Below are 26,178 nucleotides of genomic sequence, written 5' to 3'. Positions count from 1 at the left end.
TACGTATCGCGTGTCGGGAACAGGCACGATCCACCTGCCTGAACCCGAAGGAATTCATGATTCGCGTTGCATCGGTTCCGTCCTCGCACGCCTATGTCCGACACCTGCAGCCCGTCGTCGGCGACTCCGCAGACGCGGCGTCGGCCGAACCGTCGGTGATCGTGCTGCCCGATCCGGCCCCTGTTCGAGTCGACGTACCCGACCAGTGGTGGCCTCCGCGGTTGCTCGATGCTCGTTGGCTTGCCGAACAGACTGACGTGGACTTCGACGTTCTGCACGTGCATTTCGGGTTCGAGTCCTTTTCCCCGGGCGAGCTCACCCGTACCGTCGACCATCTACGCGCCCACCGGCAGCCGTTGGTCCTGACGGTCCACGACCTGCACAATCCCCATTTCGCGGACAACGCCGATCACCTGCGGCAGTTGGACGTACTGGTTCGCGCGGCCGCCGCCGTCATCACCCTCACCGCGGGTGCTGCTGCTCGGATTCACGATCGGTGGGGCGTCGAGGCAACGGTGGTCGAGCATCCGCACGTCGTGCCGCTCGAGCGGATGGCACTCCCGCGCCCGGTGTCGGATTCGTTCGTCATCGGTGTCCACGCCAAGAATCTGAGGTCCAACATCGACGCGTTGGCAGTGATGGACGCTGTGGTCGAGGCCGCTCGGGCGCTACCCGACGCGACGGTGAGACTGGACATCGACGAGGACGTCTTCGAGCACTCCAGCCACTGGTACAACCCGACGGTCGGCGCGAAGCTGCTGGACTACAACAGCTTTCCCGACGTCGACGTACGCGTGCACCGACGTTTCGACGACGACGCGCTCTGGGACTATCTGTCGTCGATCGATGTCTCGGTGCTGCCGTATCGATTCGGAACACACTCGGGCTGGCTCGAGGCCTGCCGCGACCTCGGTACCGCCGTCGTCGCATCCGACTGCGGCTTCTACGCAGATCAGGCGCGGGTGCACAGCTTCCGGATGGGCATCGACTCGTTCGATCCCGCCTCGCTCGTCTCTGCCGTGCGGGCATCGCACGCAGAACGCGTTCCGGCAGTCGATTCCGGAACCAGATCAGAACAACGTCAACGAATCGCAGCAACTCATGCGGCGATCTATTCAGCAGTGATCAAGGAGATGCGTTGAACGAGAACCCACTTCGCATCGCGGTGCTGGCGTCATCGAGTTTTCCGGTGGCACAGCCTTTCGCGGGCGGCCTGGAGGCACATGTCTACAACCTGGTGCGTGCGCTCACCGAGCGCGGGCATCAGGTGAGTCTGTTCGCTGCGGACGGGTCGAGCGTCGACCTGGATGCGACCCTGCTACCGGTGCGGACGTTGGATCTGACGCCGATCTCCATCGCCGACGTCGCGATCACACCCACCGCGATTCGTGAGCATCATGCGTATCTGGCGGTGATGCTCGAACTCGCCGGAACACTGTCTCGGTCCTTCGACATCGTGCACAACCACAGCCTGCACTACCTGCCGCTGGCGATGTCGGCGACGCTGTCGGTACCGATGGTGACGACACTGCACACACCGCCGTTCGCGTGGCTGGAGTCCGCAGTTGCGCTGGCCCCTCCCGGTGCCAACACGTTTGCCGCGGTCAGCGAGTTCGCCGCCTCGCAGTGGGCCGATGTCACCGCCGGGACCGTCGTCATTCGCAACGGAATCTCCCTGGCGGACTGGCCGTTCGGTACCGGCGGAGACTACGTGGTGTGGTCGGGTCGGGTGGTCCCCGAGAAAGGGGTGCACCTGGCCATTGCGGCTGCGAAGGAAGCAGGCCGCTCGCTGCGTATCGCCGGACCGCTGAGCAATCTCGAGTATTTCCACGAGTTCGTCGAGCCGATGCTCGACGAGAACATCCGCTACGTCGGTCACCTCGATCAGCCCGCTTTGGCGGCGTTGGTGGCCGGTGCCGAGGTAGCGCTCGTCTCACCGGTCTGGTCCGAGCCGTACGGCCTGGTGGTGGCGGAAGCACTCGCCTGCGGCACCCCGGTCGCCGCGTTCGCACGAGGCGGCATACCGGAGATCGTCGATGCATCGTCGGGAGTGCTGGTAGCGGCCGACGACGTGCACGGCCTCGCGGCGGCGATCCCCGCGGCGGCAGCGCTGAGAAGGTCGGACGTCCGGGCGCGCGCGGAGCAGGTGTGCTCGATGGATCGGATGGTGGACGAGTACGAGGCCCTGTACCACTCGACACTGGCTGCGGCTGCGGACAAGCTCGACGACCGGCTCGCGATCGCATGATCGGGTATTACGCGCACCACCACGGGGTCGGTCACATCACCCGTTCCGATGCCATCGCGCGGTCGATGGCAGAGCCGATGACGGTGCTGTCCTCGCGCGCTCGACCGGCAACGCATGCGGCGGCCGAGTGGATCTCGCTTCCGCTCGACGTCGACGATTCCGTCGAAAGTGCTGCCGCGGAGGATAGTTCGGCCGGAGGGGTGCTGCACTGGGCACCTCACGACGTGGACGGTCTGACCGAGCGGATGGCGATCATCGCGGAGTGGGTGGCGCGCGAGCGGCCGCGAGCGGTGGTGGTCGACGTATCGGTGGAAGTGGCGATGTTCTTGCGACTGATGGGTGTTCGGGTGATCGTGATGGCAATACCCGGGGAGCGGGACGATCCGATTCACGACCTGGCCTATCGCGCGGCGACCCACATCGTCGCGCCGTGGTCACGCGAGGTCTACGACCCGACCTGGCTGCGTCCCTTCGCGGAGAAGACCACCTATGCCGGCTCGATCAGTCGATTCGCCGAGCGCGAGCGAGTCACTGCCCACGCCGATCCGACGGTGGTGGTTCTGGGTGCCGCCGGTGGCACGGAGCTGACCCGAGACCTGGTGGACTCGTGGTCGGCGGTGGACGCCCGATTCGAGTTCCGCGCACTCGGCGTGGCAGGGGGCGACTGGGTGGACGACGTGTGGCCGGCGTTGTGTTCGGCAGCGCTCGTCGTCACGCACGCCGGCCAGAACGCCGTCGCCGACGTCGCCGCCTCGGGCGTGCCCGCCATCGTCGTGCCGCAGGCTCGACCTTTCGACGAACAGTCGGCCACCGGACGGGCCCTGGCCCACGGGTCGGTCGCCGAGGTGCTCGACACGTGGCCGTCCGTCGCGCGGTGGCACGCAGCGGCGAACCGCGCTCTCGACATCGGTGGCGGTCGGTGGTCGGCTTTGCGTACCGCGGGTGCACCTGCCCGCGCCGCCAGGGCGATCGAGCAGGCCGCACCTCGCGCGGTGCGACAGTGAAGACCGTCGTCGTCACCGTGGTGTCCGGACGACACGAGCACTTGGCCGCGCAGGTGCGTGGTCTGGGTACATCGACCGCAGAGCAGGTCGAGCACGTCGTCGTGTCCATGGGCGACAACACGATTGCCGACCTGCTCGACCGAACCGGTTCGCCCGCCACCTATCTCGAGATGCCTGCGCAGCATCCGCTGCCGCTGGCGGCTGCTCGCAATCTGGGTGCGGCCGCGGCAATCGATCGCGGCGCGGAGTTGCTGGTGTTCCTGGACGTGGACTGCATCCCCGGTCCGGAGACGATCGAGCGATACCGGCGGGCGGCAACACTGCCCGGCAACGAGCGATCGCTGCTCTGTGGTCCGGTGACCTACCTGAAAGAGAAGGACATCGGTGCCGAGGGTGAGGTCCTGAACTCTCTGACCGCGCCGCATCCGGCGCGGCCGAATCCACCGGTCGACACCGTCGAGCACGGAGACAACTTCGACCTGTTCTGGTCGCTGTCCTTCGCGGTCGGGGCGGCGACCTGGGCCGAACTCGGCGGCTTCTGCGAGGACTACACCGGCTACGGCGGTGAGGACACCGATTTCGCAGCGACCGCGGAGGCGTCGGGCATCGGGTTGCGGTGGGTCGGCGGGGCGCACGCCTACCACCAGTTCCATCCGGTCTCCGATCCTCCGGTGGAACATCTCGACGACATCGTCACCAACGCGCGCACGTTCTTCGATCGATGGGGTCGGTGGCCGATGATCGGCTGGCTCGACGCCTTCGCCGCACGCGGCCTCGTCGAGTTCGACGGCTCCCGGATTCGCCGCACGGCCGACCGATTCGTTTAGGCTGGGTCCAAATTCGGCCGAATGGAGTCTGGACGTGCCTACGCCTTCTCACCCGTTGCTTTCGCTCGGATTTCTCACGATCGGGCTCTTCGACGAGTCCGATCCAGCACGCGGCCACGAATCGACGTTGAACATCATCGAACTCGGCGAGCAGCTCGGCTTCGACAGTGCATGGCTTCGGCATCGCCACCTGCAGTTCGGAATATCGTCGCCCGTCGCAGTCATGGCTGCGGCGTCGCAGCGGACCCATCGGATAGCGCTCGGTACAGCAGTGACGCCACTGGGTTGGGAGAACCCACTGCGACTGGCAGAGGACCTGGCGACGGTCGACGTGTTGTCCGGTGGGCGGATCAATCCCGGAGTCAGTGTGGGACAACCGATGCAGTTCGACCGGGTCAAGCATTCGCTCTATCCCGACACCGCGGATACCGAGGATTTCGGGTACGAACGGGTATCGAGGCTACTCGGGTTCGTCGCCGGGGAGCCGGCGTCGACGTGGTCGGGGACCGAGGGCATCGAGTCGTATTCCGCTCGCGTGCAGCCGCATTCACCCGGTCTGCGTGGTCGGATGTGGTACGGGGGAGCGAGCCTGCGGTCGGCGCAGTGGGCCGGTGAGAACGAGATGAATCTTCTGGTCAGCAGCGTGGTGCGCGCCGAGGAGTCGACCGATTTCGACGACATCCAGCTCTCCCACATCCGGCGCTTTCGTCGGTTTCACCCGGCCGGGAACGATGCGAGGGTCTCGCAAGGGTTGGTGGTGATCCCGACCGACAGTGCGAGCCCGTCGCAGACGGCCAAGTACGAGGAGTACGTGCGTGGGCGATCGGCACGCACGCTCGAGCCACAGGGTCCGGCTCGGATGATGTTCGCGCCCGACCTCGTCGGGACTTCGGACGTGATCGCCGAGAAGTTGTACGCAAACAAGTCTTTTCGTGAGGTGGACGAGGTGGCGTTCGCACTGCCGTTCAGCTTCGACCACGAGGACTACGTGCAGATTCTGACCGACATGGCACACACGCTCGGGCCCGCACTCGGATGGGCACCTGCACAGCAGTGAGGGCGATCGGGTCGGTGCCCGATCGCCCTCACCCAGGTGTGACTAGCCGCCGGTGATCGGTGAGTTGAAGGCACACGGGATCGACTTCGTGGGGAAGCCCTTCGGATCCAGTGCGTTCTTCACGATGCCGATCGCTCGAGGCGAGACGGAGATCGACAGGTGATCGGACAGATCGATGCCGCAGCCGTCCTGCAACGTGACGTTGTTGACGGTGGCACCGGGACCCGCGGTGAGGAACGTCGTCTTGTAGGGGGTCACCACCTCGTCGTACTTGGTACCGATCACGGTGTACTTGATGCCGGGGTCGGTGTCGCCGCCCACTGCCAATCCCTTGACCAGAGCGGAATCGATGACCTGGTCCGAGGCTGCGGGTCCGGCGATGGCACCGACAACGCCGAGCACGTTCAGACCCAGGTTGTTGATCGTGCGACCGAGCGTGCCGATTCCGACGAGAGTGGTGCCGTGGTTGGACCCGGCGACGCTCACGACGGTGTTCACCTTGTTCTTGGTCGGATCGGCGGGGTTGGCACCACCCTCGAAGCGAAGGTACTGGCGGGTGACGAGTCCGCCCTGGGAATGGCCGACGATATCGACCTGCGCAGAACCGGTCGCGGTACGCACGGCGTCGATGTACGTGGCGATCTCCTTCGCGCTGGATGCAACGGATGCGGTACCGCGCAGTGACGGGAGGTTGCCGACGATGCTCGGGTCGCTGTCACCGTAGTTCAGCGCGAAGATGCAGTAGCCCTCCTTCTTGAGCGCAGGCGACATCCGCGCGAAGTTGTTGTAGGCGTTCTCCCAGGTGCCGTGCAGCAGCACGACCGGACGCGGATGTGCCGCCGACGGCTTGCAGTTCCAGTCGTTGGCACCCTGAGGTGCGACATTGGGATTGACGATGCTGTAGAGGAATCCGGCCAGGAAGTTCTTCTGTTCCGGTCCGTAACCCGTGGTCTCGGTCCGTGGGTCGTAAGTGACGGTCGCGGGAGCGGCCGATTGGATGTTCGGCTGGGCGATACCCTGGTCGGCTGCCTTCGGTGATGCCTCGGTCGGGCCGGGGGGAACGACAGTGGCACCCTGCACGGTGGCAGGCGGGGCAGGCGGGGCAGGTGCGGGCGCGGGCTGTGCCTGTGCTGCGACACCGGCACCGAGGGTGAGTGAGCACGCCATTGCCGCGATCATCGCAGCGCGCACCGTCGCTGCCTTCCGCGTTGCGCGGAGGGTGGACCGAGAAGTGGTCATGGAGCCTGACTTTCGACGAGGGTTGATGGACAAGGCGGAACAGTAGGTGCGGATTCGGGTCGTATGCGCCCTCCTGCCAGGCGTTTGGAATCTGGCCGCAACCGACGCGTCATCTGTGAGAAATCGTCACAATTGAGCTCCGGGGGACGAATCTGGATGGACTGCCGGATATATTCGGTAAAACAATCCACAGGTTTGATTTTTGTTCTACTGTTCGTGTGTCTGCCGCCCGGTCTCGCTCGATGTGGCTGCACGCGCGACGGTGAGACCGAGCGATCCGTAGAGGAGCCGGTCGGACGGGGAAGCGAACCCGAAGAGGGTGTCGAGTTTCGAGGGGTGGGGTCTTCGGTGACGGCAGCAGAGAGCGTGCACGTGTCGCAAGAGGAGTACGTCAGCGGGCGGCGGGCCTCCGACCGTCTGCGGACGCCGAGAGAGACAGCCGCACGCATGTTGGATCAGTACTTCGGTGAACCCGAGGACACACCACCACCGCGCGAGTGTGCCCGCGGTGAGCTCGACGACATGACGACGACCTGCTGCGAACTGGCGACCGGTGTCCTCGAATCCGGTCGGCTACCGATACCCGGTGCCATGGACGTCTTTCGCGACGCGGCAACCCGATGGGCCCGAGACGGTGTACCGCTCGGCCGGATCCAACATGCCATCAACGAGGGCTGCGCACTCGCTGTGCGACAGGCGTCCCGTTCGGTCGACGAGGACGCGGGCGATCGGCTGGTCGAGGGAACCGTCCTGGTCATGGAACTGTTGGACGTCGTCACCGCGGCGGTGTCCGACGCCTACCTGGTCGAATTTCGGACGCTGACCCAGAACGGTCCCCGTCACGACGTGGAACTGCTCGACGCGTTGCTGACCGGTGACGGTACGGCTCGTAAGATCGCCGACCGGATGGGTACGCTGCTTGCCGAGGATTATCACGTTGTCGCCCTGCACATTCCGGCGCACGCCGAAGAGGGTGGCCGACGGATCGACGCGGCGATGACGGCGGCTCGAAAGCTGCGAAGAATGCACTCGGCGCTGGCGACGTTCGACGCGGAGTACCTGCCCATCGCCTCGATCAGCCCCACCGGCGGAACCGTCCTGCTGCCCGATGTTCCCGGTGTCGACATCGGCGAACTCGTCGATCGTCTCGCCGACGCGGGTCAGGTGGTGATGACCGCGACGACCGGGTCGGCCGCGGTCGACGACATCGCCACGACCGCGCCCCACCTGTACGAACTGCTCGGTCTGGTGCGTCGACTCGGATACGCACCCGGGACCTACCGGATGTCGGATCTCGTGTTCGAGTACCAGGTGAGCAGGCCGGGCCTGGGTCGCAAACATCTCGTGACACTGATCGATCCGCTGCGCGATTCCGTCGATCTGTTGCCGACGCTGCAAGCGTTCGTCGACTCGGACTCCAACCGAAAGAAGACGGCCACCTGGCTGACGGTGCATCCCAACACCGTCGACTACCGCTTGAAGAGGGTGGAGCAGCTCACCGGGCTCGATCCGATGAAGCCGTCCGGACTGCGAAGACTGCATGCCGCGCTGATCGCCGACCGCCTCGAGGCCCGCCGCGTTCCGGTGGACGAGCGATCACTGTGACTGCGCCGGACGGCGCGGTGCTGGCAGCATCGGCGGCGCTCGATTCGGTGGAGTCCGTCGCTGCTCTCTTCCAGCCCGTCGTCGAACTCGCCACCGGTACCGTCGTGGGATACGAGGCCCTGGCCAGGTGGCCGTCTCCGAGCCTGGCCGTTCCCGAAGACGTCTTCGCGCTGGCACGAGAGCGTGGGATGGTGGGTCGCGTCGATGTGGCGTGTCGCGCCGCCGCGTTGCGGGCAGCACGCGAGTGCGCGTATTCGCGTCGGGTGCGCTTCTTTCTCAACATCGAGCCGGGTTGTTTCGCCGACGAACGTGACGTCGCCACCCACCTCGATGCGATCGGTGACGATCTCGACGTCGTACTCGAGATCACCGAGCGAGACCTCGACCGAAACGTCCCGTTGCTGATGGCCCTGGTTCGAGGAGCCCGCGCTCGCGGCATGTCGGTGGCCATGGACGACGTGGGTGCCACGCCCGCGACGTTGGAACTGCTGGCCGCCGTCGCGCCGGACATCGTCAAACTCGACGCGTCGATCATCCGATCTCCGTATCGGTCGCGTGCCGCGGTGCGGCAGGTGCGCGCGTACGTCCGCACGAGCGATGCAGTCCTACTGGCCGAAGGAATCGAAACCCACAGTCATCTGCGTCGTGCCAAGTCTCTGGGAGCAACCCTCGGTCAGGGTTGGTTGTTCGGCCGTCCATTGCCGTTGCCGAATCCGCCGATCTGATCGGTGGCCTGCAACGAGGAAACCCCGCACCTGCGACGGCCGAGGCCTGGGTGCGGGGTTTCGATTCGACCGATCGAGACGATCAGTTCGTGAACTTGTCCTTGATGTTGCCTGCAGCGTCCGAGACGTCGTCGCCGACCTGCTTGGTCTTGCCCGACGCCTGATCCTTTGCGCCTTCGGCAGCAAGATCGTCGTTGTCGGTCTTGTGGCCGATCTTTTCCTTGGCTTCGCCCACGAGCTCTTCTGCCTTGTGCTTTGCCTTGTCGATGAAATCAGCCATGAGAACTCCTCGAAATCGATTGTCTTCGTCCGTTCGGGGAGAGCTATACCCGCGATCGGAGTCGGTAATCATGCACAGCGCGTCCGGGTTGTGCCGGGCCGATTCGGGTAAGCGCGCTCCATGGATCAACACAACGACGCCGAGTCGGCCTCCGAGACGCCCTCGCCCGAACACCAGCGCCCGAGCGGCGTGGACGACGCGACAGTGGCCGCGGTGGGAAAGCTCTCCGAGGCCCTCGAATGTGTCGAGCGTGCTCGTGGGCATCTCTACTCGTTTCACCAGCTGATGGGGCACGCAGATCTGCTGCTCGGCGACGCGGTCGATGCACTTGCCGATGCAGGCCACACCACTGCATCAGAGCGGATCGACACGGACATGGTCGGTCGTAACATCGCACCGGGGCGGTGGACATTTCAGCTGGTCGAAGAATTCGACGACGGATATTGGGGCCCGTTGCGCGAACACGATCGTGCGGTGCGAAACGAGTTGATGGACGGGCGTCGCCACGTCTTCGAGGCCGAGATGAAGGAGAAGCGTCGAACCCACGGCCGCAGCGGGCACGAGGCCAGGCCGACCGACTGACCCTTCGAAACGACGAACACCGACCTCGCCGGGTCACGGCGAGATCAGTGTTCGGATGGACGGTGTCTAGCCTGCTTGCTTCGCCGCGTCGACCTCGCTGGTCGCGTTGGCGGTGGAGAGCTGACCACCGGAATTCTCCAGGTGTGCCCGCACGAACCAGTGGAAGAGTTCGAGCTGCGCGCTCTGACCGATCAGCATGTCCTCGGTCACCGGGTCGATCTCGCCGACCTCTTCGATGTTCTTGCGAGTGGTCTCGATGACCCCGGTGTACACCAGGTCGAGTGCACCGAGGTGCTCGATGGCCGTCGCGCGACCGATCGAGTAGTCGTCCCAGCTGCGCTCGGAGACGATGGTGCCCGGTGTGCCCTTGGCCGAGGAGCCGAGGGTCGCGATGCGCTCGGCGACGTCGTCCGCGAAACCGCGAACTGCTTCGACCTGAGGATCGAGCATCTCGTGTACCGAGATGAAGTTGGGTCCGACGACATTCCAGTGAATGTGCTTGAGAGTCAGATGGAGATCGTTGTAGGCGTTCAGTCGATCCTGAAGGATCGCGGCGACGCGCGCGCCCACTTCCGAGGTGAGTCCGGGAACGGTGTACGAGTTCTTTTCAGCCATGCGCGTTGTTTGCCCCGTCCCCTCGGAACACAAACATGCCCCGCCGAATCGAATTCGGCGGGGCATGTGTGGTGAGCGGTCAGGACTTGTCGAGTCTCGGCGAGTCCGTGCCCGACGTTCCGGTCGACGAGGTGCCGGCCGAGGAGGTTCCGTTCGTCGGATCGACGATCGGGCTGTCGGCAGCGACCTGGTCGATCGCGTCTGCCGTGTCTTCCTCGGGAGGATTCTTCAGGCTCAGGATGATCGAGCCTGCCAGGACCACGATGATGACCACCAGGCTGACCAGAGACGGGATCTCGGGGATCGATGTGCTGATCACCTTGTGTCCGGCCTGCAGGATCAGCTTGACGCCGATGAAGGCGAGGATGATCGCCAGTCCCTTGGACAGGTAGTGGAACTTCTCGAGCAACCCTGCGAGCAGGAAGTACAGGGCGCGGAGGCCGAGGATGGCGAACGCGTTCGAGGAGTAGACGATGAACGGGTCGTCGGTCACCGCGAGGACGGCAGGAACGCTGTCCACGGCGAAGACCAGGTCGGCGGCTTCGATCGCCACCACGACGGCGAGAAGTGGTGTGGCCACCCGCTTGCCGGCTTCCTTGACGAAGAACTTGGTTCCTTCGTATTCGTCGCGGACAGGAATGATCTTGCGAAGCAGGCGAACTGCGATCGAGGTACTCGGGTCGTACGAGTCGTCCTCGTCCTTCATCAGCTTGTAGGCGCTGTAGAGCAGGATCGCTGCGAAGACGAACAGAACGGCAGCGAACTTGCTGACGATGGCCACACCTGCGGCCAGGAAGATCGCGCGGAAGACGAGGGCACCGATCACACCGAAGAACAGCACCCGGTGCTGGTACTCACGGGGAACCTTGAAGTAGCCGAAGATCAGCGCGAAGACGAAGAGGTTGTCGACGGACAGACTCTTCTCGAGCAACCAGGCCGTCGTGTACTCGACTCCGGCCGTGGTTCCCAACGTGAAGAACACCACGATGCCGAAGATGATCGCCACGCCGACCCACAGTGCGCTCCACCATGCGGCTTCCCTGAAGCCGATGATGTGCGCACCGCGGTGCGCCAACAGGTCGATGGCCAACAGGATGAGGACGACGGCACCGAATGCCGCCCATGCCCACCACGGGACGACGTTCATGAACGGCCACCTCTATTCGTGAATTTGCTGCCGAGTTGCTTCAACTTCGCCTGATTCTCGGGCTTGGTTGCGTACCGACGTGCTTGATCGATCATCTTCTTGCCCTGTGGGCTGCGAGCGAACGATGTCAATTTCTGTGTCAACGACGCCATCTGTCACACGCTCCTTTTCGTTCTCGTCTGTCTTCGTCCTACCGGTGTTCCGGCCGTGCGTTCGGGCCTCTGCGGAAAACGCTCGGTCATTCCGCGACTACTCCAGTGTGACTGTTCGCTTTCCTGCAGGCATGGTCGTTTTGCGGACACGTTTCGACCGATTTGGTTGCCTGGTTACGGCAATTCGAGCAGTCTGTACCCGTTACGACGGCGAGCGAACCTCGGGCCAGTCGAGCAGCTTCGCTCCGAGTACCGCCGTGTGCAGCGCGAATGCCTCGACGGGGTTGCCCACATTCTGCCCGGTCAAATCCTTTATTCGAGACAATCTGTAGGTCACTGCCCGCACCGACAGATGCATCCGGCGTGCGGTGGATGCGGTGTTCGCGCCGGTGTCGAAGTACACCTGCAACGTCTCCAACAGGGGACCCGCCCCGCCTCGCGCGCCCAGCAACGGTGTCAACAACGTGTCGACCAGATCGGCGATCGCCGCACGGTCACTGATCAGGACGCGGTAGACGAGCAGATCACGCGCATCGATCACGGATGCGTCGAACCCGAGCGAGGCGGCGAGATCGAGCGCGTCGAGGGCTTCCCGATACGACGCGGCGACACCGACCGCCCCGCTGCGTGGGCGGCCGATCCCGATCTGCGTCCGGCCGTATTCCCCTTTGCGCCGGAGGTCGACCGATTCGCTCGACGCCGAGTTGGACGTACCGAGGGCGCGTCCGACGCGGTCGAGGACATGGTCGACGGCGTCGAGGTCGGGTGCCGGGAACACCAGAATCAACCGGTCCTGCTTGGTGGCCACGAGCAATTCGGCGTCTCCCTTGCTGCCCTGCACGCTGCGCTCGACGAGGGAGATGGCAGAGCTGGCGTCGGTGAACGGCTTGGTCGACGTCACCACGGCCACCACGTGCGGACTCGACAGATCGAGGCCGAACGTCTGCGCGCGCCCGAGGACCCCGGCGACATCGGAGGTGCCCGAGAGCAGATCGTCGACGAATTCACGGCGCGCGAGTACTTCGGCTCGCACGAGAGTGCGCCGGGCGAGCTGAAATCCCTCGGCCAGTTCGGCCACCGCGTCGTCGACCGCGCGCAGCATGACCTCGCCTGCGGTGACGACTCCGGCCGGGTCGTCCGCGGCGGCGACGACAGCGGGTAGTTCCCGCCACAGCCGCCACGCAGAGGTCAGGTACAGGTCCAGCAACGCCCGCAGTGCGACGCCTGCGCGGGCAGCAGCATCACCCTGCGCTCGAAACTCCTGCAGCTGCCCGCGGTTCAGTGGGACGCCTGCATCGACGGCGTCGGCGAGAACGTCGAGGAAGCTGCCCAGTAGAGCGACGTCGAGTCCGCCTGCGTCCGACGCGGCCTGCGCAGCGACCGAATCGAGAGGTAGCGCATCGCGCTGTGTGGCCATCTGTTCTCGTGTCTCCCATCCGACTCGAGGCCAATGGTAGGCATCGAGGCTGCGGCGAAGAAACGGACCGGTGTGGGAATCGACCGATTCCACCGCGTGTTCGGCGTGCGAGAGGCGGTATCGGGGAGCACAATCAGCCGATCCGCACCGTTCGTCTCCACGTTGGGAGTGCCGGCCATGACATCGTCGAACAGACCTGCATCGAGTCTGCGATCTCAACTGCTTCGCAGGAAGCCGATCGTGGATCCGGACCAGCAGAGCAGTGGCGGGCTGGAACGGACCATCGGCACCTTCCAACTGACGATGTTCGGCGTCGGTGCCACCATCGGTACCGGCATCTTCTTCGTGCTCTCGCTCGCGGTCCCCGAAGCCGGTCCCGCGGTGGTGCTCTCGTTCCTGGCCGCGGGTGTGGCGGCCGGTCTCGCAGCCATCTGTTACGCCGAAATGGCCTCGGCGGTACCGGTTTCCGGCTCGACCTACTCGTACGCGTATGTGACGATGGGCGAGGTTGTCGCGATGGGCGTCGCCGCCTGCCTGTTGCTCGAGTACGGAGTGTCCAGCGCTGCCGTCGCCGTCGGGTGGAGCGGGTACCTCAACGAGCTGTTGAACAACCTCTTCGGCTTCACCATCCCGCACGCGCTGTCGGCTGCGCCGGGTGACGCCGACCCCGGCATCATGAATCTGCCTGCAGTCGTGCTGATCGTGCTGTGCGCCGTTCTGCTCATTCGTGGCGCGAGCGAGTCGGCGGCGGTCAACGCAGTCATGGTCGTCATCAAACTCGGTGTGCTGGCCCTGTTCGCGATCGTCGGATTCACCGCCTTCGACTCCGGCAACTTCTCGGACTTCATGCCCCTGGGCGCAGCAGGGGTGACGGCGGCCGCGGGCACGATCTTCTTCTCGTTCATCGGACTCGACGCGGTGTCCACTGCGGGCGACGAGGTGAAGGATCCTCAGAAGACCATGCCGCGGGCCATCGTTGCGGCGCTGATCGTCGTCATCGTCTTCTACCTCGTCGTGGCCGTGGCCGCCCTGGGGACGCAGCCGTGGACCGACTTCGCCGGCCAGGAGGAAGCCGGGCTGGCGGAAATCCTGCGCAACGTCACCGGGCAAGCCTGGCCGGCAACGATTCTGGCTGCAGGTGCGGTCATCTCGATCTTCTCGGTGACGCTGGTGACGATGTACGGGCAGACTCGCATCCTGTTCGCGATGGGCCGAGACGGCATGTTGCCCAAAGCTTTCGCCAAGGTCAGCCCCCGCACGCACACGCCGGTCAACAACACGATCGTCGTCGCCGTCGTGATTTCGATCCTCGCCGCGTTCATTCCGCTCGACAAGCTGGCGGACCTGGTGTCGATCGGCACCCTCGTCGCATTCATCGTCGTATCCGTCGGGGTGATCGTGCTGCGCCGTTCGATGCCCGATCTCGAACGGCCGTTCAAGGTTCCGGGATACCCGGTCACTCCGGTGCTGTCGGTCCTCGCCTGCCTGTACATCCTGTCCGGACTGCACTGGACCACGTGGTTCTGGTTCGGGCTCTGGCTCGCGGTGGTGTTGGCGTTCTACTGGTTCTGGGGTCGGCACCACTCGACGCTGCGCGGAGCAGAGCAGGACCTGCGATGAGTGTCCTGATCGCATTCGCGCCGGGGAAAGGCAGCGTCGGTGCCCTCGATCTCGGTGCCCAGATCGCTCGGTCGCTCGGCACCGACATCGATGTGGCGACGGTGGTGCCCAAACCGTGGTCGACTCCGTCGATGGCACGGGTGGATGCGGAGTTCGCCGACTGGGCCGCGACGACTGCAGCCGAGTCGGAGGCGAAAGCGCGCCACTACCTCGAAGACCGGGCACCCGACATCACTGCATCGTTCCACCGATTCGCACACCGCTCGGTCTCGACGGCGTTGACCGAGGCGGCCGAGAGCATCTCGGCCTCGATACTGGTTCTCGGCTCCTCGGGCGACGGCGCTCTCGGGCAGGTGGTCGTCGGGTCGACGGCAGACAAGCTTCTGCACTCGTCCCCGGTGACCGTGGCGCTCGCTCCCCGCGGCTATCGGATGCGCGAACGCGCCACACTGACCCGGATCACGTGCGCGTTCTCCGGCGACAGCGAGGCGTCGCGCGTCGTGGGTCCGACCGCCGAACTCGCCCGAGACGCGGGTATCCCGCTCCGCTTGGCGTCGTTCGTCGTCCGCGGAGCGACGATGTATCCGCCCGAGGTCGGCCTACGCGTCGAGGACGACGTTGCCGCAGAACTCGCCGTCGGGTTGACCGAGGCACTGACCGCGGCGATGGACGACGCAGTCGCGGTTGGGCTTTCGGCCGAGCAGGTCACGACCGAACTGGCCATGGCCGGCAGTTGGCGCGAGGCCCTCGACGAGGTTCACTGGCAGGACGGCGAAGTACTGACCATCGGATCGTCCGGGCCGCTGGGGCCGATCGCTCGGGTGTTCCTCGGTTCGCGCGCCACCAAGATCATCCGCCATTCGCCGGTGCCGATCCTGGTGTTGCCGAAACGGTGAGGCGGGCGTCCTACCGGTTGAGGGCGAGCACCGACAACAGCTCGTAGGCGACATGTGCCGCTGCAATCCCGGTGATCTCGGCATGATCGTATGCGGGTGCCACCTCGACGATGTCGGCCCCGACCACGTGGAGGCCCACGAGTCCGCGCAGGGTGTTGAGCAACTCTCGGGACGTCATGCCACCGGCCTCGGGCGTGCCGGTGCCCGGCGCGTGTGCCGGGTCGAGAACATCGATGTCGACCGAGACGTACACCGGACCGCCGTCGAGGCGTCGACGCATCCGTTCGACGATGCTGGCCACGCCGTCGACCTCGTAGTCGTCGGACCGAATCACCTGGAAGCCCAGGACACGATCGTCCTCGAGATCCTGCTCGCTGTAGAGCGGGCCGCGGATGCCGATGTGCTGTGAGCGTTCGAGATCGATCAGACCTTCCTCGCTGGCTCGTCGGAACGGCGTGCCGTGGGTGTAGGGAGCACCGAAGTACGTATCCCACGTGTCGAGGTGCGCGTCGAAGTGCAGTACCGCGATCGGCCCGTGATCGCGTGCGAGCGAACGCAGAATCGGCAGGGCGATGGTGTGGTCGCCGCCGAGGGTGAGAACCGAGGAGCCGTCGGCGCGCAGGTCCGTCACCGCGTCGTGCACCGTGGTCAAGGCCTCGGTGATGTCGAACGGATTGACGCCGATGTCACCGAAATCCGCCACCTGTTGGCGGGCGAAGGGTGAGACCTTCAGCGCGGGGTTGTACGGACGCAAGAGTTTCGAGGCCGCCCTGATGTGCCCCGGGCCGAAACGTGCGCCGGGGCGGTAACTGACGCCGGAATCGAACGGCACACCGAGGATGGTGACGTCGGCGCGGGACACCTCGTCGAGACGGGGCAGCCGCGCGAACGTGGTCGGCTCGGCGAAGCGAGGGACCTTGGTGGCGTCGACCGGACCGATCGGCGGGTGTTCGGGATTGCTCGGGTTCATCGAGAATTCCTTCCGAATTTTCATCAGTCCGGTGACGTTCGAGTCGACCAGTTCGCCCGGCAAGCGTTACTCTGATGCTCGATCTTGTCAACACAAGTTTCCTGGAAGGCGAGAGCAGTGTCCCTTGCTACGTCGGTCGTCGGCGATGCGCCGCGTATCGGCGCACGGCTCAAGGAGGCTCGGCAGAAGAAGCGACTGACCCTCGACGCACTCGCCGACGCCTGCGGAGTCACCAAGGGATATCTGTCCAAGCTCGAACGCGACCAGGTCAATGCGTCGGTGGCGTCCCTGGTTCGAGTCTGCGCCGCCCTGGAGCTTCCGGTCGGCTCGCTGTTCGACGACGCGCCATCCGGTGAGGTGGTCCGGGCGCAGTCGTTGCCGCGCATCATGTTCGGCGGGGAAGCGATGACCGAGTACTTGTTGACGCCGGTGGGGGAGCGCCGGGTGCAGGTGTTGCTGGGTCACATCGACGCCGGTGGCGGCAGCGGAGCCGAGGCGTACACCCTCCCGCTCGACGTCACGTTCGTGCACGTGATCACCGGCGAGTTGCGGGTGACCTTCGACGCCGAAGCGGACGGCACCTTCGCGGGCGACGAGGTGCTGCTCGGTCCGGGAGATGCGTTCACCTTCTCGCCGCGTCGCAGACACAGTTTCCGAGCCGAAGGCGCAGACGGTGCTCAGGTCCTGTGGGTACTGGCACCCGCGCTACCCGAGGAGTTGCCGACGAGGAAACAGGAGTTGCAGCCATGACCGTCACCGTGTCTCTCTATCAAGGGCCGGAACTGGCCGGCGCTGTCCACGCGAACCTCGCCGCACTCGACGACGCAGCGAGAAACGCGGCCGCAGCAGGTGCATCGATCCTGGTGACCCCGGAGATGTCGGCCAGCGGATACGACATCGGTGATCTGGTACTCGAACGAGCAGAACCGTTCGACGGGCCGATCTTCGAGAAGGTATCGACGATCGCTCGATCCCACGGCCTCGCGATCGTCTACGGATATCCCGAGCGCAGTCGATCGACGCTCGGTGGCGAGGTGGTGTTCAATGCGGTGCAGGTGGTCGATGCATCGGGACTGTCGGTGGCGCGCTACCGCAAGACCCACCTGTTCGGTGAACTCGATCGCGCGCACTTCACTCCCGGGTCGGAACTGTTGGTGCAGTTCGACTTCGGCGGACTGCGCTGCGGTCTGCTCACCTGCTACGACGTCGAATTCCCGGAAACCGTTCGCGCCCACGCCGACGCCGGAACGCAGTGGTTGATCGTCCCGACCGGCCTGATGACCCCGTTCGAGATCATCGCAACCCACGTCGTTCCGACGCGCGCGTACGAGAGTCAACTGTTCGTCACCTACGTCAATCGCTGCGGCACGGAAGCGAGTCTGACGTACTGCGGACTGACCTGCGCCGTCGCGCCGAGTGGCACCGACCTCGCGCGGGCAGGCGCGCACGAACAGCTTCTGACGGTGGATCTGGATCCGGCCGAACTCCTTCGATCTCGCGCCGTCAACACTCACCTGGACGATCGTCGCCACGATCTGTACCGGACAGTTCTCGACCCGACAGGACCCTCGCGGTCCGAGCAGGAGACCGACCGATGACCACACCCGTCACCCCGGACAGCGCGATCGAATCCGAGGACGACCAACCGCTCACGATGTTCGGTCCTGATTTCCCGTTCGCCTACGACGACTATCTGGCGCACCCGGCCGGCCTCGGGGGCGTTCCCGACGCTGCCCTCGGTACGAAGGTCGCGGTGATCGGGGGCGGACTCGCGGGTATGGTCGTCGCGCGCGAGTTGCTCAGGCTCGGCCTGGAACCCGTTGTGTACGAATCGGATCGAATCGGCGGCCGGATGCGGTCGGTGCCGTTCGAGGGGCACCCGGGTGTGGTGGCCGAGATGGGTGCGATGCGGTTTCCGCCGTCGTCGACGGCACTGTTCCACTACCTCGACGCAGTCGGGCTGGAGACGACGCCGTTTCCGAACCCGTTGGCAGAAGCGACCCCCAGTACGGTGATCGACCTCAAGGGCGAGAGCCACTACGCCCAGAAGCTCGAGGATCTACCGCCGGTGTTCGCCGAGGTCGCCGATGCGTGGAACCGGACGCTGGAGGAACACGCCGAACTGATCCCACTGCAGCGGGCCATCCGCAGGCGCGACGTTGCCGAGATCAAGCGAATCTGGAACGAGCTGATCGTGAAGTTCGACGACCAGACCTTCTACGGATTTCTCGCTGCATCCGAACACTTCTCGTCGTTTCGGATGCGAGAGCTGTTCGGCCAGGTCGGTTTCGGAACGGGCGGATGGGACACCGACTACCCCAACTCGATCCTCGAGATCCTTCGAGTCGTCATCACGGCGGCGGACGACCACCACCGCGGAATCGTCGGCGGCTCACAGCAACTGCCGATGCGGCTGTGGACCGATTCGCCGGCGAAGATGGCACACTGGCCCGCGGGAACGTCGGTGGCGTCGCTGAACGGCGGCACCACGATGTCGCGTGTCACCGAGATCAGACGTACCGACGGCGGCACCACGATCCACGACGACCGCGGCAACATTCGTACCTACGCGGCCGCCGTCGTGACCGCCCAGAGCTGGATGCTGCTCAGCAACATCAGGTGTGACGACGATCTGTTTCCCATCGACCACTGGACCGCCATCGAACGCACCCACTACATGGGGTCGACCAAGGTGTTCGCACTCGTCGACCGGCCCTTCTGGAAGGACAAGGATCCGGTCACCGGCCGCGATGTGGTCAGCATGACGCTGACCGACCGGATGAGCCGTGGCACCTACCTACTCGACCAAGGGGAGGGCAGGCCTGGGCTGATCTGCCTGTCCTACACGTGGTCCGACGATTCGCTCAAGCTGCTGGCCCTGGACCCGACCGAGCGAATGAACATCATGCTGCGCTCGCTCGAGGAGATCTATCCCGGCGTCGATTTCCGCAGTCACATCATCTCCACGCCGGTCACGCTGTCCTGGGAAACCGAACGCGACTTCATGGGTGCCTTCAAAGCCAACCTGCCCGGTCACTACCGCTACCAGGAGAGGCTGTTCACGCACTTCGTGCAACACCGACTCGACCCGCGACATCGAGGAATCTTCCTTGCCGGCGACGACATCTCGTGGACGGCGGGGTGGGCCGAGGGTGCCATTCATACCGCACTGAATGCGGTGTGGGGCGTCGTGCATCATCTGGGAGGAAAGTCGGCAGAGGGCAATCCGGGACCGGGCGACGTCTTCGATGCCATCGCACCACTTCGATTGGGTGACTAGGTCGCTCAGTGTTTCGGCGATCGCGGCCGGGGAGAGCGCTCGTCGAACACGAACAACGCCAGGGCGATCGTCAGCATGAGGGCAACCACCCAGATCGCCCGTAGCCCGAACAACTCGACCGCAACCGCCCCGAGCAGCGCCCCGCCGAAGAATCCCGAGATCACCGCGCCGAACCGTCGGGCGCGGGTTCCGGCCTCCAGATCGTGTTCGACCACCCGATGGAATGCGGCCATCGCCATGCTGCGGAGATTCCCGGTCGTCATGGTGGTGTTGTACGGCGAATCCACCAGTACGCGAAAGGTGGTCACCTGCACGCCGGCAACGTGAGCGAGAATCACCGAGACCACCGCATCGGGCACGGTCGCCGGCAGAAAACCGACGACGAGGACCACGAGGATCTCGAACACCAGCACCGCCCGTACCGGTCGTCGCACGATCTTCGCAACCGCGGGCAGCGCGATGAACTCTGCGGTCGCGACGCCCAGGACGAAGGCAGCCAACGGCGGCAGAAAAGCCAGCGCCTCGACCCACCGGCCACCGGCGACATCGACGCCGAGCAGCACCACGTTGCCGGTCTGCGCCCCGGCGAACACCCCGCCACGGGTGATGAAGGTGTACGCGTCGAGGAATCCACCGACTGCCGCCAGCAGAACACCGAGTCGGACCGATTTCGCAGTTGCGACGGCGATGTGGGGTTCGGGACGAGGCGTGGTCATCGGGAGATCCTGACACGATCGCCGATAGTCACGTTGTCGAGGCAAGCAGTGAGAGCAACAGTTCGGCTCGTACCCGCGCCGACGTCAGATCCACCGCGAGCAGTTCCTCGCACCGCGTGATGCGGTTTCGCAGCGTATGACGATGAACGGACAGATGCGCCGCAGCGGTTTCCCAATGCCCGTTCGCCTCGAGGAACGCCCGAAGCGATCCCACCAGATCGGCGGAATGGGTGCGGTCGTACTCGGCCAGTACCGCGATGGTGACTGCAGCCATGGCACGCAACGACTCCTGCACCGGTTCGGACGCCAACAGCATCGATCCGGTGAACTCGACGATCCGATCGCTCGCGCCGGCTGCGGCGCACGCGAGCGAAGCCTGCTGCAGAGCAACAGGGGTCTCGGAGATGTGTCGGCTGGAACTGAGGCCGACGCACACCGACCTCGGCAGTGAATCAAGCAGTCGAGCAACGACATCGGAGTCATCGCTACCGCGCAACAACACCGCGACACCGGCGTCGGTCGTGCGCGCGAACGTGGGCCGCGCCCGGGCCCGGCACTCGGCATCGACCGCCTCGACGACGCGCTCGGCGGGTCCGCGGACCATCGCAACCCTGACGCGAGAGTCGTCGTCGGCCGCGTCCACGAGGTAGCTCGGTAGCGCGGTGCCGTCGGGGGCAGGCAGATGGCCGTCCAGTAACAACCCGAGCGCGAGCGTGTTGAGTCGGGACTGTTCGGCGCGCAGACGTGTGGGCTTCTCGAGCTCGAGGGTCACCAGCGACACCGCGTGCCCCAGCAGGATCTGCTCGACACCCGTCACCGGGCCTGCGGTACGGATGGCGAGAAAGCTCGACGCCCCGCCGGAGATCGCGACGGAGTGCAGAGTGACGGTGCACCCCGGTTCGCTGACCGAGACCGTGGCCGGTGACGACGACGGGCGAATGCTGCGGGCGACCTCGCGGGCGCGCTCGACGAGATCGGCTGCGGCGGCGGGATGAAACGATTCGGTGCGATTGCCGATCAGCGCCACCGACGTGGACGTGGCGACGGCCAGTTCGCGAACGATCGCGTCGACGCCGCCGTGCAACGCTGCCCGAGTGATACGGGTCTGGACCGAGGCCGCACGAAGAACCTGCTCGTATTCCTGCTCGGCTATGCGCTTCATGACCGCCCTGATCACGGCGGCGAACGGGGTGTCGTACGGGACCTCGACGACGGGAAGGCCGACGGCCTCGGCCGTGTCGAGAATGTGACGCGGGATCGTGCTGTGGGACAACCCGACTCCGAATCCGAGGCAGGCGACACCCGCGGCCGCCAGGGTCCGGACGTAGGTGGCGAGAGCCGGGCCGTCGGCGTCGAAGCCGAGCCCGGTCGTGAGAATCAGTTCACCGCCGGACAGCCAGGGGCTCGGATCGGTGAGCTCGGTCGCCTGCGCGAACGTGATCGGCACAGTGCTGCGCTCCGGTCCGCCGCGATGACTCAGGCGGAGGTGTTGCTGCCTCAGCAGCCAGGACATCTGCACGCTCACCTGTGGAACTGTAGCGCTGTGTGTGCCGAAATGGAGTGTGATCCAGCCCTGATGTGTACGAAATGGCGTCGCGCTGTCTCGCTCGGAGAGTCGCATACTGACTGCACAAGCCCACACGAAAGGTGCGACCATGGCCTCGATCGAGTACCGACTTCCGCAGGAACGCAAGATCGTCACCGCCTTCCCCGGTCCGAAGTCGGCGGCGTTGGCGCAGCGCCGCAAGGCCGTCGTCGGTGCAGGCGTGGCGTCGACGCTGCCGGTGTACGTGGCCGATGCCGACGGTGGCGTCGTGGTCGATGTCGACGGGAACTCGCTGATCGACCTCGGGGCCGGAATCGCAGTGACGACAGTCGGTGCCTCGAACCCGGCAGTCGTTGCTGCAGTGCAGGATCAGGTCTCACACTTCACCCACACGTGTTTCATGATCGCGCCGTACGAGGGGTACATCGAGGTCGCCGAGAAGCTCGCCGAGTTGACGCCGGGGGATCACGACAAACGCAGCGTGCTGTTCAACAGTGGTGCCGAGGCAGTCGAGAACGCCGTGAAGATCGCACGGCACGCCACCGGGCGGTCGGCCGTCGTCGTGTTCGACCACGCCTACCACGGTCGTACCAATCTGACGATGGCGCTGACCTCCAAGTCGATGCCGTACAAGAGCGGGTTCGGGCCGTTCGCCCCCGAGGTCTATCGGGCCCCGATGTCCTACCCGTTCAGGGAGGGCCTGAACTCCGACGGTTCCGCGGTCACCGGTGCCCAGGCGGCGGCGCGAGCGATCTCCGTCATCGACAAGCAGATCGGCGCGGGCAATCTGGCCGCGATCCTGATCGAACCCATTCAGGGTGAGGGCGGCTTCATCGTGCCCGCAGAAGGATTCCTGCCTGCACTGGCGGACTGGGCACGCGAGAACGGCGTGGTGTTCATCGCCGACGAGGTACAGGCCGGATTCACCCGCACCGGCGCGTGGTTCGCGAGCGAACACGAGTCCGTCGTGCCGGACCTGATCACCATGGCGAAGGGGATAGCAGGAGGAATGCCGCTGGCCGCGGTCACCGGCCGGGCCGATCTGATCGACGCCGTGCATCCCGGTGGACTCGGTGGAACCTACGGCGGAAACCCCGTCGCCTGCGCCGCGGCCCTGGCGTCCATCGAACAGATGGAGACACTGAACCTCAACGCCCGAGCCCGCGACATCGAACGAATCGTGTTCGAGCGACTGAATGCGTTGAGTGCCGAGGTCGGCATCATCGGTGAGGTGCGTGGCCGGGGAGCCATGCTTGCGATCGAGCTCGTCGTGCCGGGTGGACGTGAGCCCAACCCCGAGGCCACCAAAGCCGTTGCGGCGGCGGCACTCGCGGCCGGGGTGATCGTGCTGACGTGCGGTACCTACGGCAACGTCATCCGGTTGCTGCCGCCACTGGTGATCTCCGACGAGTTGCTCGGTGAAGCGCTCACCGTGCTCGAAGACGCGCTGCGCGCCGTGGCACAGGAGAACTGACATGTCGGCTGTCGACCTGATCTCCAAGCTGCCCACCGAACTGTGGCTCGGTGGCGTGCAGACTCCCTCTGCGTCGGGCGCGCGATTCTCGGTGCTGAACCCGGCGACCGGCGAGGAGTTGACCACTGTCGCCGACGCCACCGCAGCCGATGGCATCACCGCGCTCGACCTTGCCGCCGAGGCGCAGCCGGGGTGGGCGGCGACGCCCGCTCGTGAGCGAGCCGAGGTTCTGCGGCGCGCCTTCGATCTGCTGCAGGAGCGTGCTGCCGACTTCGCTCTGCTGATGACACTCGAAATGGGAAAGTCGTTGGCGGAGAGCCACGGCGAGGTGAAGTACGGCAGCGAGTTCCTACGCTGGTTCGGTGAGGAGGCCGTCCGGATCGGCGGCCGGTTCACCCCCGCCCCTGCGGGCAACGGCTCGATCCTGGTCACCAAGTCGCCGGTCGGTCCGGTCCTGGCGATCACCCCGTGGAACTTCCCGTTGGCCATGGGCACACGCAAGATCGGGCCGGCACTGGCGGCGGGGTGCACCGTCATCGTCAAACCGGCCGAGGACACCCCGCTGACGATGCTTCTGCTCGGGCAGGTGTTCGCCGACGCCGGGTTGCCGCGTGGCGTGCTGTCGATACTCCCGGCCTCCGACGCCGCGTCCGTCACCGGACCGTTGATGGACGATCCGAGGCTGCGAAAGATCACGTTCACCGGTTCCACCGGAGTGGGAAAACTGTTGGTGCGCAACGCTGCCGATCGTCTGTTGAGGACGTCGATGGAGCTCGGTGGCAATGCCCCGTTCATCGTGTTCGACGACGCAGACGTCGACGCCGCTGTCGACGGAGCGATGCTGGCCAAGATGCGCAACGGCGGCGAGGCGTGCACGGCAGCGAATCGTCTGTACGTCGCGAACTCGGTGCGCGAGGAATTCACCGCGAAGCTGACCTCACGGATCGACGCGCTGACCGTCGGTCCCGGTGATGCGGACGGTACCGACATCGGGCCGCTCATCAACGACAAGCAGCGTCGAACGGTCACCGCACTGGTCGACGACGCCGTCGCGAAGGGAGCCCGAGTGCGCACCGGCGGAGCCGCACCCGAGGGACCCGGATTCTTCTACGCGCCGACGGTGCTCGACCGAATCCCGGCCGACGCGAATCTGTTGCAGGACGAGATCTTCGGGCCCGTCGCGGCAATCATCGGATTCGACACCGAGGACGAGGCCGTCGCCGCAGCCAACGACACCCGGTACGGGTTGGTGGCCTACTTCTACACCGAGAGCCTCGACCGAGCACTGCGGGTGTCGGCAGCACTGGACACCGGCATGGTCGGGGTCAACCGCGGTGCGATCTCCGACGCGGCCGCCCCGTTCGGTGGGGTGAAGGAATCGGGTTTCGGACGCGAGGGCGGGTCGGAGGGCATCGAGGAATACCTCGAGACCAAGTACATCGCTCTACGGTAGAGCCGCACGTTTCGCTCCACCCCAGGCCGTGGGTGCAGGATGCCCCTCGATCCACGACCGGGAGTGGAGCGTCGTGTGCCGAGATCATCGCCGCATTTCTCGGTCCAATTCGTAGCGGACCGCGTCGAGGAACTGCTCGGTGGTCAGGTAGTGCTGGTCTTCACCGATCAGTGTTGCGAGGTCCTTCGTCATTCGACCGTCTTCGACGGTCCTCACGACGACGTGTTCGAGTGTGCGGGCGAACCGGCCCACGTCGGGCGTTCCATCCAACTTGCTGCGGTGTTCGAGGCCGCGAGTCCAGGCGAAGATCGACGCGATCGGGTTGGTCGACGTGGGTTCACCGGCCTCGTACCTACGGAAGTGGCGTCGCACGGTTCCGTGGGCAGCTTCGGTCAGGCATGTTCTGCCGTCCGGTGTGAGCAGGATGGACGTCATCAAGCCAGGTGAACCGAATCCCTGTGCGACCGAGTCCGATTGCACGTCTCCGTCGTAGTTCTTGCAGGCCCACACGTACCCGCCTTTCCACTTCATGGCCGACGCGACCATGTCGTCGATGAGGCGGTGTTCGTACGTCAGTCCGGCTGCCTCGAACTCGGTCTGGAACTCGGTCCGATAGATGTGCTCGAAGACGTCCTTGAATCGGCCGTCGTACGCCTTCAGGATGGTGTTCTTCGTCGACAGGTAGACCGGATAGTTCTGCTGCAAACCGTAGTTCAACGAGGCCCGCGCGAAATCGATGATGGACTGGGTGAAGTTGTACTGACCCTGCACCACTCCGCCGAGGCTTTCGTCGGTGAACCTCACCAACTCGTGCTGTATCGGTTCGCCTCCGTCGTCGGGGGTGTAGGTGATGGTGACGGTACCCGGCCCGGGCACGGTGAAATCGGTGGCGCGGTATTGGTCGCCGAAGGCGTGACGCCCGATTACGATGGGTTCGGTCCACCCGGGCACGAGTCGGGGAACATTCGAGATGATGATGGGGGCTCGAAAAATAGTCCCTCCGAGTACATTCCGAATGGTGCCGTTGGGCGAGCGCCACATCTGTCGCAGAGCGTACTCCTCCACTCTGCCGGCGTCGGGTGTGATGGTGGCGCACTTCACGCCGACACCGTGGTTCTCGACAGCTCGTGCAGCGTCGACGGTGATCTGATCGTCGGTGGAGTCGCGGGACCGTATTCCCAGGTCGTAGTACTCGAGGTTCACGTCGAGATACGGAAGGATCAGATGATCCCTGGTGTAGTGCCAGATGACTCGGGTCATCTCGTCGCCGTCCAGTTCGACGACGGTGCCCTCGACTCGGGTTTTCGGCTTCGGCATGAGAGGTA

At 65.2% G+C, this 26,178-nt stretch carries 24 protein-coding genes; 15 read left to right on the top strand and 9 right to left on the bottom strand.

Features of this window, described 5'->3' with window-relative positions; translation table 11 throughout:
* Positions 1-56: 56 nt before the first annotated feature.
* The 5 genes from CH296_RS02005 to CH296_RS01985 are packed head-to-tail and all read left to right on the top strand — an operon-like array spanning position 57 to position 5,136.
* A complete protein-coding gene (locus CH296_RS02005; protein WP_094683902.1) occupies positions 57-1,142 on the top strand; it encodes a glycosyltransferase in 1,086 nt (361 codons plus the stop codon).
* On the top strand, positions 1,139-2,248 hold the full coding sequence (locus tag CH296_RS02000; protein ID WP_032397620.1) for a glycosyltransferase: 1,110 nt from the start codon (positions 1,139-1,141) through the stop codon (positions 2,246-2,248). Before CH296_RS02005 ends, CH296_RS02000 begins: the two co-directional genes overlap by 4 nt.
* Positions 2,245-3,252, top strand: coding sequence for a glycosyltransferase (locus tag CH296_RS01995; RefSeq protein WP_094645440.1), 1,008 nt, complete (start codon positions 2,245-2,247; stop codon positions 3,250-3,252). Before CH296_RS02000 ends, CH296_RS01995 begins: the two co-directional genes overlap by 4 nt.
* On the top strand, positions 3,249-4,079 hold the full coding sequence (locus CH296_RS01990) for a galactosyltransferase-related protein (RefSeq protein ID WP_094629380.1): 831 nt from the start codon (positions 3,249-3,251) through the stop codon (positions 4,077-4,079). The genes CH296_RS01995 and CH296_RS01990 overlap by 4 nt, the downstream gene beginning before the upstream one ends.
* A 34-nt stretch (positions 4,080-4,113) precedes the next feature.
* The gene (locus tag CH296_RS01985; protein WP_094683901.1) at positions 4,114-5,136 is read left to right on the top strand and encodes an LLM class flavin-dependent oxidoreductase; all 1,023 of its coding nucleotides are present in this window, start codon (positions 4,114-4,116) and stop codon (positions 5,134-5,136) included.
* Between the two features lie 42 nt (positions 5,137-5,178).
* Here the strand turns inward: CH296_RS01985 and CH296_RS01980 are convergent, their stop codons facing one another.
* On the bottom strand, positions 5,179-6,375 hold the full coding sequence (locus tag CH296_RS01980) for a triacylglycerol lipase (RefSeq protein WP_045196069.1): 1,197 nt from the start codon (positions 6,373-6,375) through the stop codon (positions 5,179-5,181).
* Between the two features lie 348 nt (positions 6,376-6,723).
* Here CH296_RS01980 and CH296_RS01975 point away from each other — a divergent pair, with 348 nt between their 5' ends.
* Both CH296_RS01975 and CH296_RS01970 read left to right on the top strand, forming a co-directional pair.
* Positions 6,724-7,980 (top strand): CdaR family transcriptional regulator, encoded by a 1,257-nt coding sequence (locus tag CH296_RS01975; RefSeq protein ID WP_032398269.1) that lies wholly within the window; start codon positions 6,724-6,726, stop codon positions 7,978-7,980.
* On the top strand, positions 7,977-8,705 hold the full coding sequence (locus CH296_RS01970) for an EAL domain-containing protein (RefSeq protein WP_094656474.1): 729 nt from the start codon (positions 7,977-7,979) through the stop codon (positions 8,703-8,705). Before CH296_RS01975 ends, CH296_RS01970 begins: the two co-directional genes overlap by 4 nt.
* Before the next feature lie 82 nt (positions 8,706-8,787).
* Here CH296_RS01970 and CH296_RS01965 read toward each other — a convergent pair whose 3' ends face one another.
* The gene (locus tag CH296_RS01965; RefSeq protein WP_027496220.1) at positions 8,788-8,985 is read right to left on the bottom strand and encodes a CsbD family protein; all 198 of its coding nucleotides are present in this window, start codon (positions 8,983-8,985) and stop codon (positions 8,788-8,790) included.
* A gap of 120 nt (positions 8,986-9,105) precedes the next feature.
* Here CH296_RS01965 and CH296_RS01960 point away from each other — a divergent pair, with 120 nt between their 5' ends.
* A complete protein-coding gene (locus tag CH296_RS01960; protein ID WP_094629376.1) occupies positions 9,106-9,567 on the top strand; it encodes a hypothetical protein in 462 nt (153 codons plus the stop codon).
* Between the two features lie 66 nt (positions 9,568-9,633).
* Here the strand turns inward: CH296_RS01960 and CH296_RS01955 are convergent, their stop codons facing one another.
* From CH296_RS01955 to CH296_RS01945, 3 genes are all read right to left on the bottom strand, one after another.
* Complete coding sequence (locus tag CH296_RS01955) at positions 9,634-10,182, bottom strand: Dps family protein (RefSeq protein ID WP_032397614.1); 549 nt, start codon at positions 10,180-10,182, stop codon at positions 9,634-9,636.
* A gap of 79 nt (positions 10,183-10,261) precedes the next feature.
* Positions 10,262-11,329: a TerC family protein gene (locus tag CH296_RS01950; protein ID WP_094683900.1), complete on the bottom strand. Its 1,068-nt coding sequence runs from the start codon at positions 11,327-11,329 to the stop codon at positions 10,262-10,264.
* Between the two features lie 354 nt (positions 11,330-11,683).
* Positions 11,684-12,898, bottom strand: a complete 1,215-nt coding sequence (locus tag CH296_RS01945) for a CdaR family transcriptional regulator (RefSeq protein WP_094683910.1) — start codon at positions 12,896-12,898, stop codon at positions 11,684-11,686.
* 177 nt (positions 12,899-13,075) lie between these two features.
* On the opposite strand from CH296_RS01945, the gene CH296_RS01940 reads away from it, so the two are divergent.
* Positions 13,076-14,518 carry an amino acid permease gene (locus CH296_RS01940; protein WP_094681582.1) on the top strand — a complete coding sequence of 481 codons (1,443 nt, stop codon included), beginning with the start codon at positions 13,076-13,078 and terminating at the stop codon, positions 14,516-14,518.
* The gene (locus CH296_RS01935) at positions 14,515-15,414 is read left to right on the top strand and encodes a universal stress protein (protein WP_094645437.1); all 900 of its coding nucleotides are present in this window, start codon (positions 14,515-14,517) and stop codon (positions 15,412-15,414) included. Before CH296_RS01940 ends, CH296_RS01935 begins: the two co-directional genes overlap by 4 nt.
* Positions 15,415-15,424: 10 nt before the next feature.
* Here CH296_RS01935 and speB read toward each other — a convergent pair whose 3' ends face one another.
* Positions 15,425-16,384, bottom strand: coding sequence for an agmatinase (gene speB, locus CH296_RS01930; protein WP_032397611.1), 960 nt, complete (start codon positions 16,382-16,384; stop codon positions 15,425-15,427).
* A gap of 117 nt (positions 16,385-16,501) precedes the next feature.
* On the opposite strand from speB, the gene CH296_RS01925 reads away from it, so the two are divergent.
* Genes CH296_RS01925 through CH296_RS01915 form a run of 3 tightly spaced genes read left to right on the top strand, consistent with a single transcriptional unit; the run spans position 16,502 to position 19,664 of the window.
* Positions 16,502-17,134, top strand: coding sequence for a helix-turn-helix domain-containing protein (locus CH296_RS01925; protein ID WP_094629375.1), 633 nt, complete (start codon positions 16,502-16,504; stop codon positions 17,132-17,134).
* Positions 17,131-17,982: a carbon-nitrogen hydrolase family protein gene (locus tag CH296_RS01920; RefSeq protein ID WP_094683899.1), complete on the top strand. Its 852-nt coding sequence runs from the start codon at positions 17,131-17,133 to the stop codon at positions 17,980-17,982. The genes CH296_RS01925 and CH296_RS01920 overlap by 4 nt, the downstream gene beginning before the upstream one ends.
* On the top strand, positions 17,979-19,664 hold the full coding sequence (locus tag CH296_RS01915) for an NAD(P)/FAD-dependent oxidoreductase (RefSeq protein WP_094683898.1): 1,686 nt from the start codon (positions 17,979-17,981) through the stop codon (positions 19,662-19,664). The genes CH296_RS01920 and CH296_RS01915 overlap by 4 nt, the downstream gene beginning before the upstream one ends.
* Positions 19,665-19,669: 5 nt before the next feature.
* Here CH296_RS01915 and CH296_RS01910 read toward each other — a convergent pair whose 3' ends face one another.
* Together CH296_RS01910 and CH296_RS01905 are read right to left on the bottom strand one after the other, a co-directional pair.
* Positions 19,670-20,380 carry a YoaK family protein gene (locus CH296_RS01910; RefSeq protein WP_094656479.1) on the bottom strand — a complete coding sequence of 237 codons (711 nt, stop codon included), beginning with the start codon at positions 20,378-20,380 and terminating at the stop codon, positions 19,670-19,672.
* Positions 20,381-20,408: 28 nt separating this feature from the next.
* On the bottom strand, positions 20,409-21,905 hold the full coding sequence (locus tag CH296_RS01905) for a PucR family transcriptional regulator (protein WP_094683897.1): 1,497 nt from the start codon (positions 21,903-21,905) through the stop codon (positions 20,409-20,411).
* Between the two features lie 130 nt (positions 21,906-22,035).
* Here CH296_RS01905 and gabT point away from each other — a divergent pair, with 130 nt between their 5' ends.
* Both gabT and CH296_RS01895 read left to right on the top strand, forming a co-directional pair.
* Entirely contained in the window at positions 22,036-23,400 is a 1,365-nt protein-coding gene (gene gabT, locus CH296_RS01900; RefSeq protein WP_094683896.1) for a 4-aminobutyrate--2-oxoglutarate transaminase, read from the top strand.
* A 1-nt stretch (position 23,401) separates the two neighbouring features.
* Positions 23,402-24,853 (top strand): NAD-dependent succinate-semialdehyde dehydrogenase, encoded by a 1,452-nt coding sequence (locus CH296_RS01895; RefSeq protein ID WP_094683895.1) that lies wholly within the window; start codon positions 23,402-23,404, stop codon positions 24,851-24,853.
* A gap of 84 nt (positions 24,854-24,937) precedes the next feature.
* On the opposite strand, the gene CH296_RS01890 is transcribed toward CH296_RS01895, so the two are convergent.
* A complete protein-coding gene (locus CH296_RS01890; protein ID WP_094629369.1) occupies positions 24,938-26,170 on the bottom strand; it encodes an NADP-dependent isocitrate dehydrogenase in 1,233 nt (410 codons plus the stop codon).
* Between the last annotated feature and the right edge of the window lie 8 nt (positions 26,171-26,178).

The sequence above is a fragment of the Rhodococcus sp. 14-2496-1d genome (assembly GCF_002259365.1).
In the GTDB taxonomy this organism is placed as follows: domain Bacteria; phylum Actinomycetota; class Actinomycetes; order Mycobacteriales; family Mycobacteriaceae; genus Rhodococcoides.
The sequence above is the reverse complement of the archived record's forward strand: the minus strand, read 5'-3'. Positions and strand labels throughout refer to the sequence as shown.

What these genes read in the sequence shown, in the direction of transcription:
- CH296_RS01945 (WP_094683910.1), bottom strand. Translation starts at nt 12,898, where the DNA reads ATGGCCACACAGCGCGATGCGCTACCTCTCGATTCGGTCGCTGCGCAG.
- CH296_RS01915 (WP_094683898.1), top strand. Translation starts at nt 17,979, where the DNA reads ATGACCACACCCGTCACCCCGGACAGCGCGATCGAATCCGAGGACGAC.
- CH296_RS02005 (WP_094683902.1), top strand. Translation starts at nt 57, where the DNA reads ATGATTCGCGTTGCATCGGTTCCGTCCTCGCACGCCTATGTCCGACAC.
- CH296_RS01980 (WP_045196069.1), bottom strand. Translation starts at nt 6,375, where the DNA reads ATGACCACTTCTCGGTCCACCCTCCGCGCAACGCGGAAGGCAGCGACG.
- CH296_RS01960 (WP_094629376.1), top strand. Translation starts at nt 9,106, where the DNA reads ATGGATCAACACAACGACGCCGAGTCGGCCTCCGAGACGCCCTCGCCC.
- CH296_RS01895 (WP_094683895.1), top strand. Translation starts at nt 23,402, where the DNA reads ATGTCGGCTGTCGACCTGATCTCCAAGCTGCCCACCGAACTGTGGCTC.
- speB (WP_032397611.1), bottom strand. Translation starts at nt 16,384, where the DNA reads ATGAACCCGAGCAATCCCGAACACCCGCCGATCGGTCCGGTCGACGCC.
- CH296_RS01920 (WP_094683899.1), top strand. Translation starts at nt 17,131, where the DNA reads ATGACCGTCACCGTGTCTCTCTATCAAGGGCCGGAACTGGCCGGCGCT.
- CH296_RS01950 (WP_094683900.1), bottom strand. Translation starts at nt 11,329, where the DNA reads ATGAACGTCGTCCCGTGGTGGGCATGGGCGGCATTCGGTGCCGTCGTC.
- CH296_RS01890 (WP_094629369.1), bottom strand. Translation starts at nt 26,170, where the DNA reads ATGCCGAAGCCGAAAACCCGAGTCGAGGGCACCGTCGTCGAACTGGAC.
- CH296_RS01910 (WP_094656479.1), bottom strand. Translation starts at nt 20,380, where the DNA reads ATGACCACGCCTCGTCCCGAACCCCACATCGCCGTCGCAACTGCGAAA.
- CH296_RS01935 (WP_094645437.1), top strand. Translation starts at nt 14,515, where the DNA reads ATGAGTGTCCTGATCGCATTCGCGCCGGGGAAAGGCAGCGTCGGTGCC.
- CH296_RS01965 (WP_027496220.1), bottom strand. Translation starts at nt 8,985, where the DNA reads ATGGCTGATTTCATCGACAAGGCAAAGCACAAGGCAGAAGAGCTCGTG.
- CH296_RS01940 (WP_094681582.1), top strand. Translation starts at nt 13,076, where the DNA reads ATGACATCGTCGAACAGACCTGCATCGAGTCTGCGATCTCAACTGCTT.
- gabT (WP_094683896.1), top strand. Translation starts at nt 22,036, where the DNA reads ATGGCCTCGATCGAGTACCGACTTCCGCAGGAACGCAAGATCGTCACC.
- CH296_RS01955 (WP_032397614.1), bottom strand. Translation starts at nt 10,182, where the DNA reads ATGGCTGAAAAGAACTCGTACACCGTTCCCGGACTCACCTCGGAAGTG.
- CH296_RS01995 (WP_094645440.1), top strand. Translation starts at nt 2,245, where the DNA reads ATGATCGGGTATTACGCGCACCACCACGGGGTCGGTCACATCACCCGT.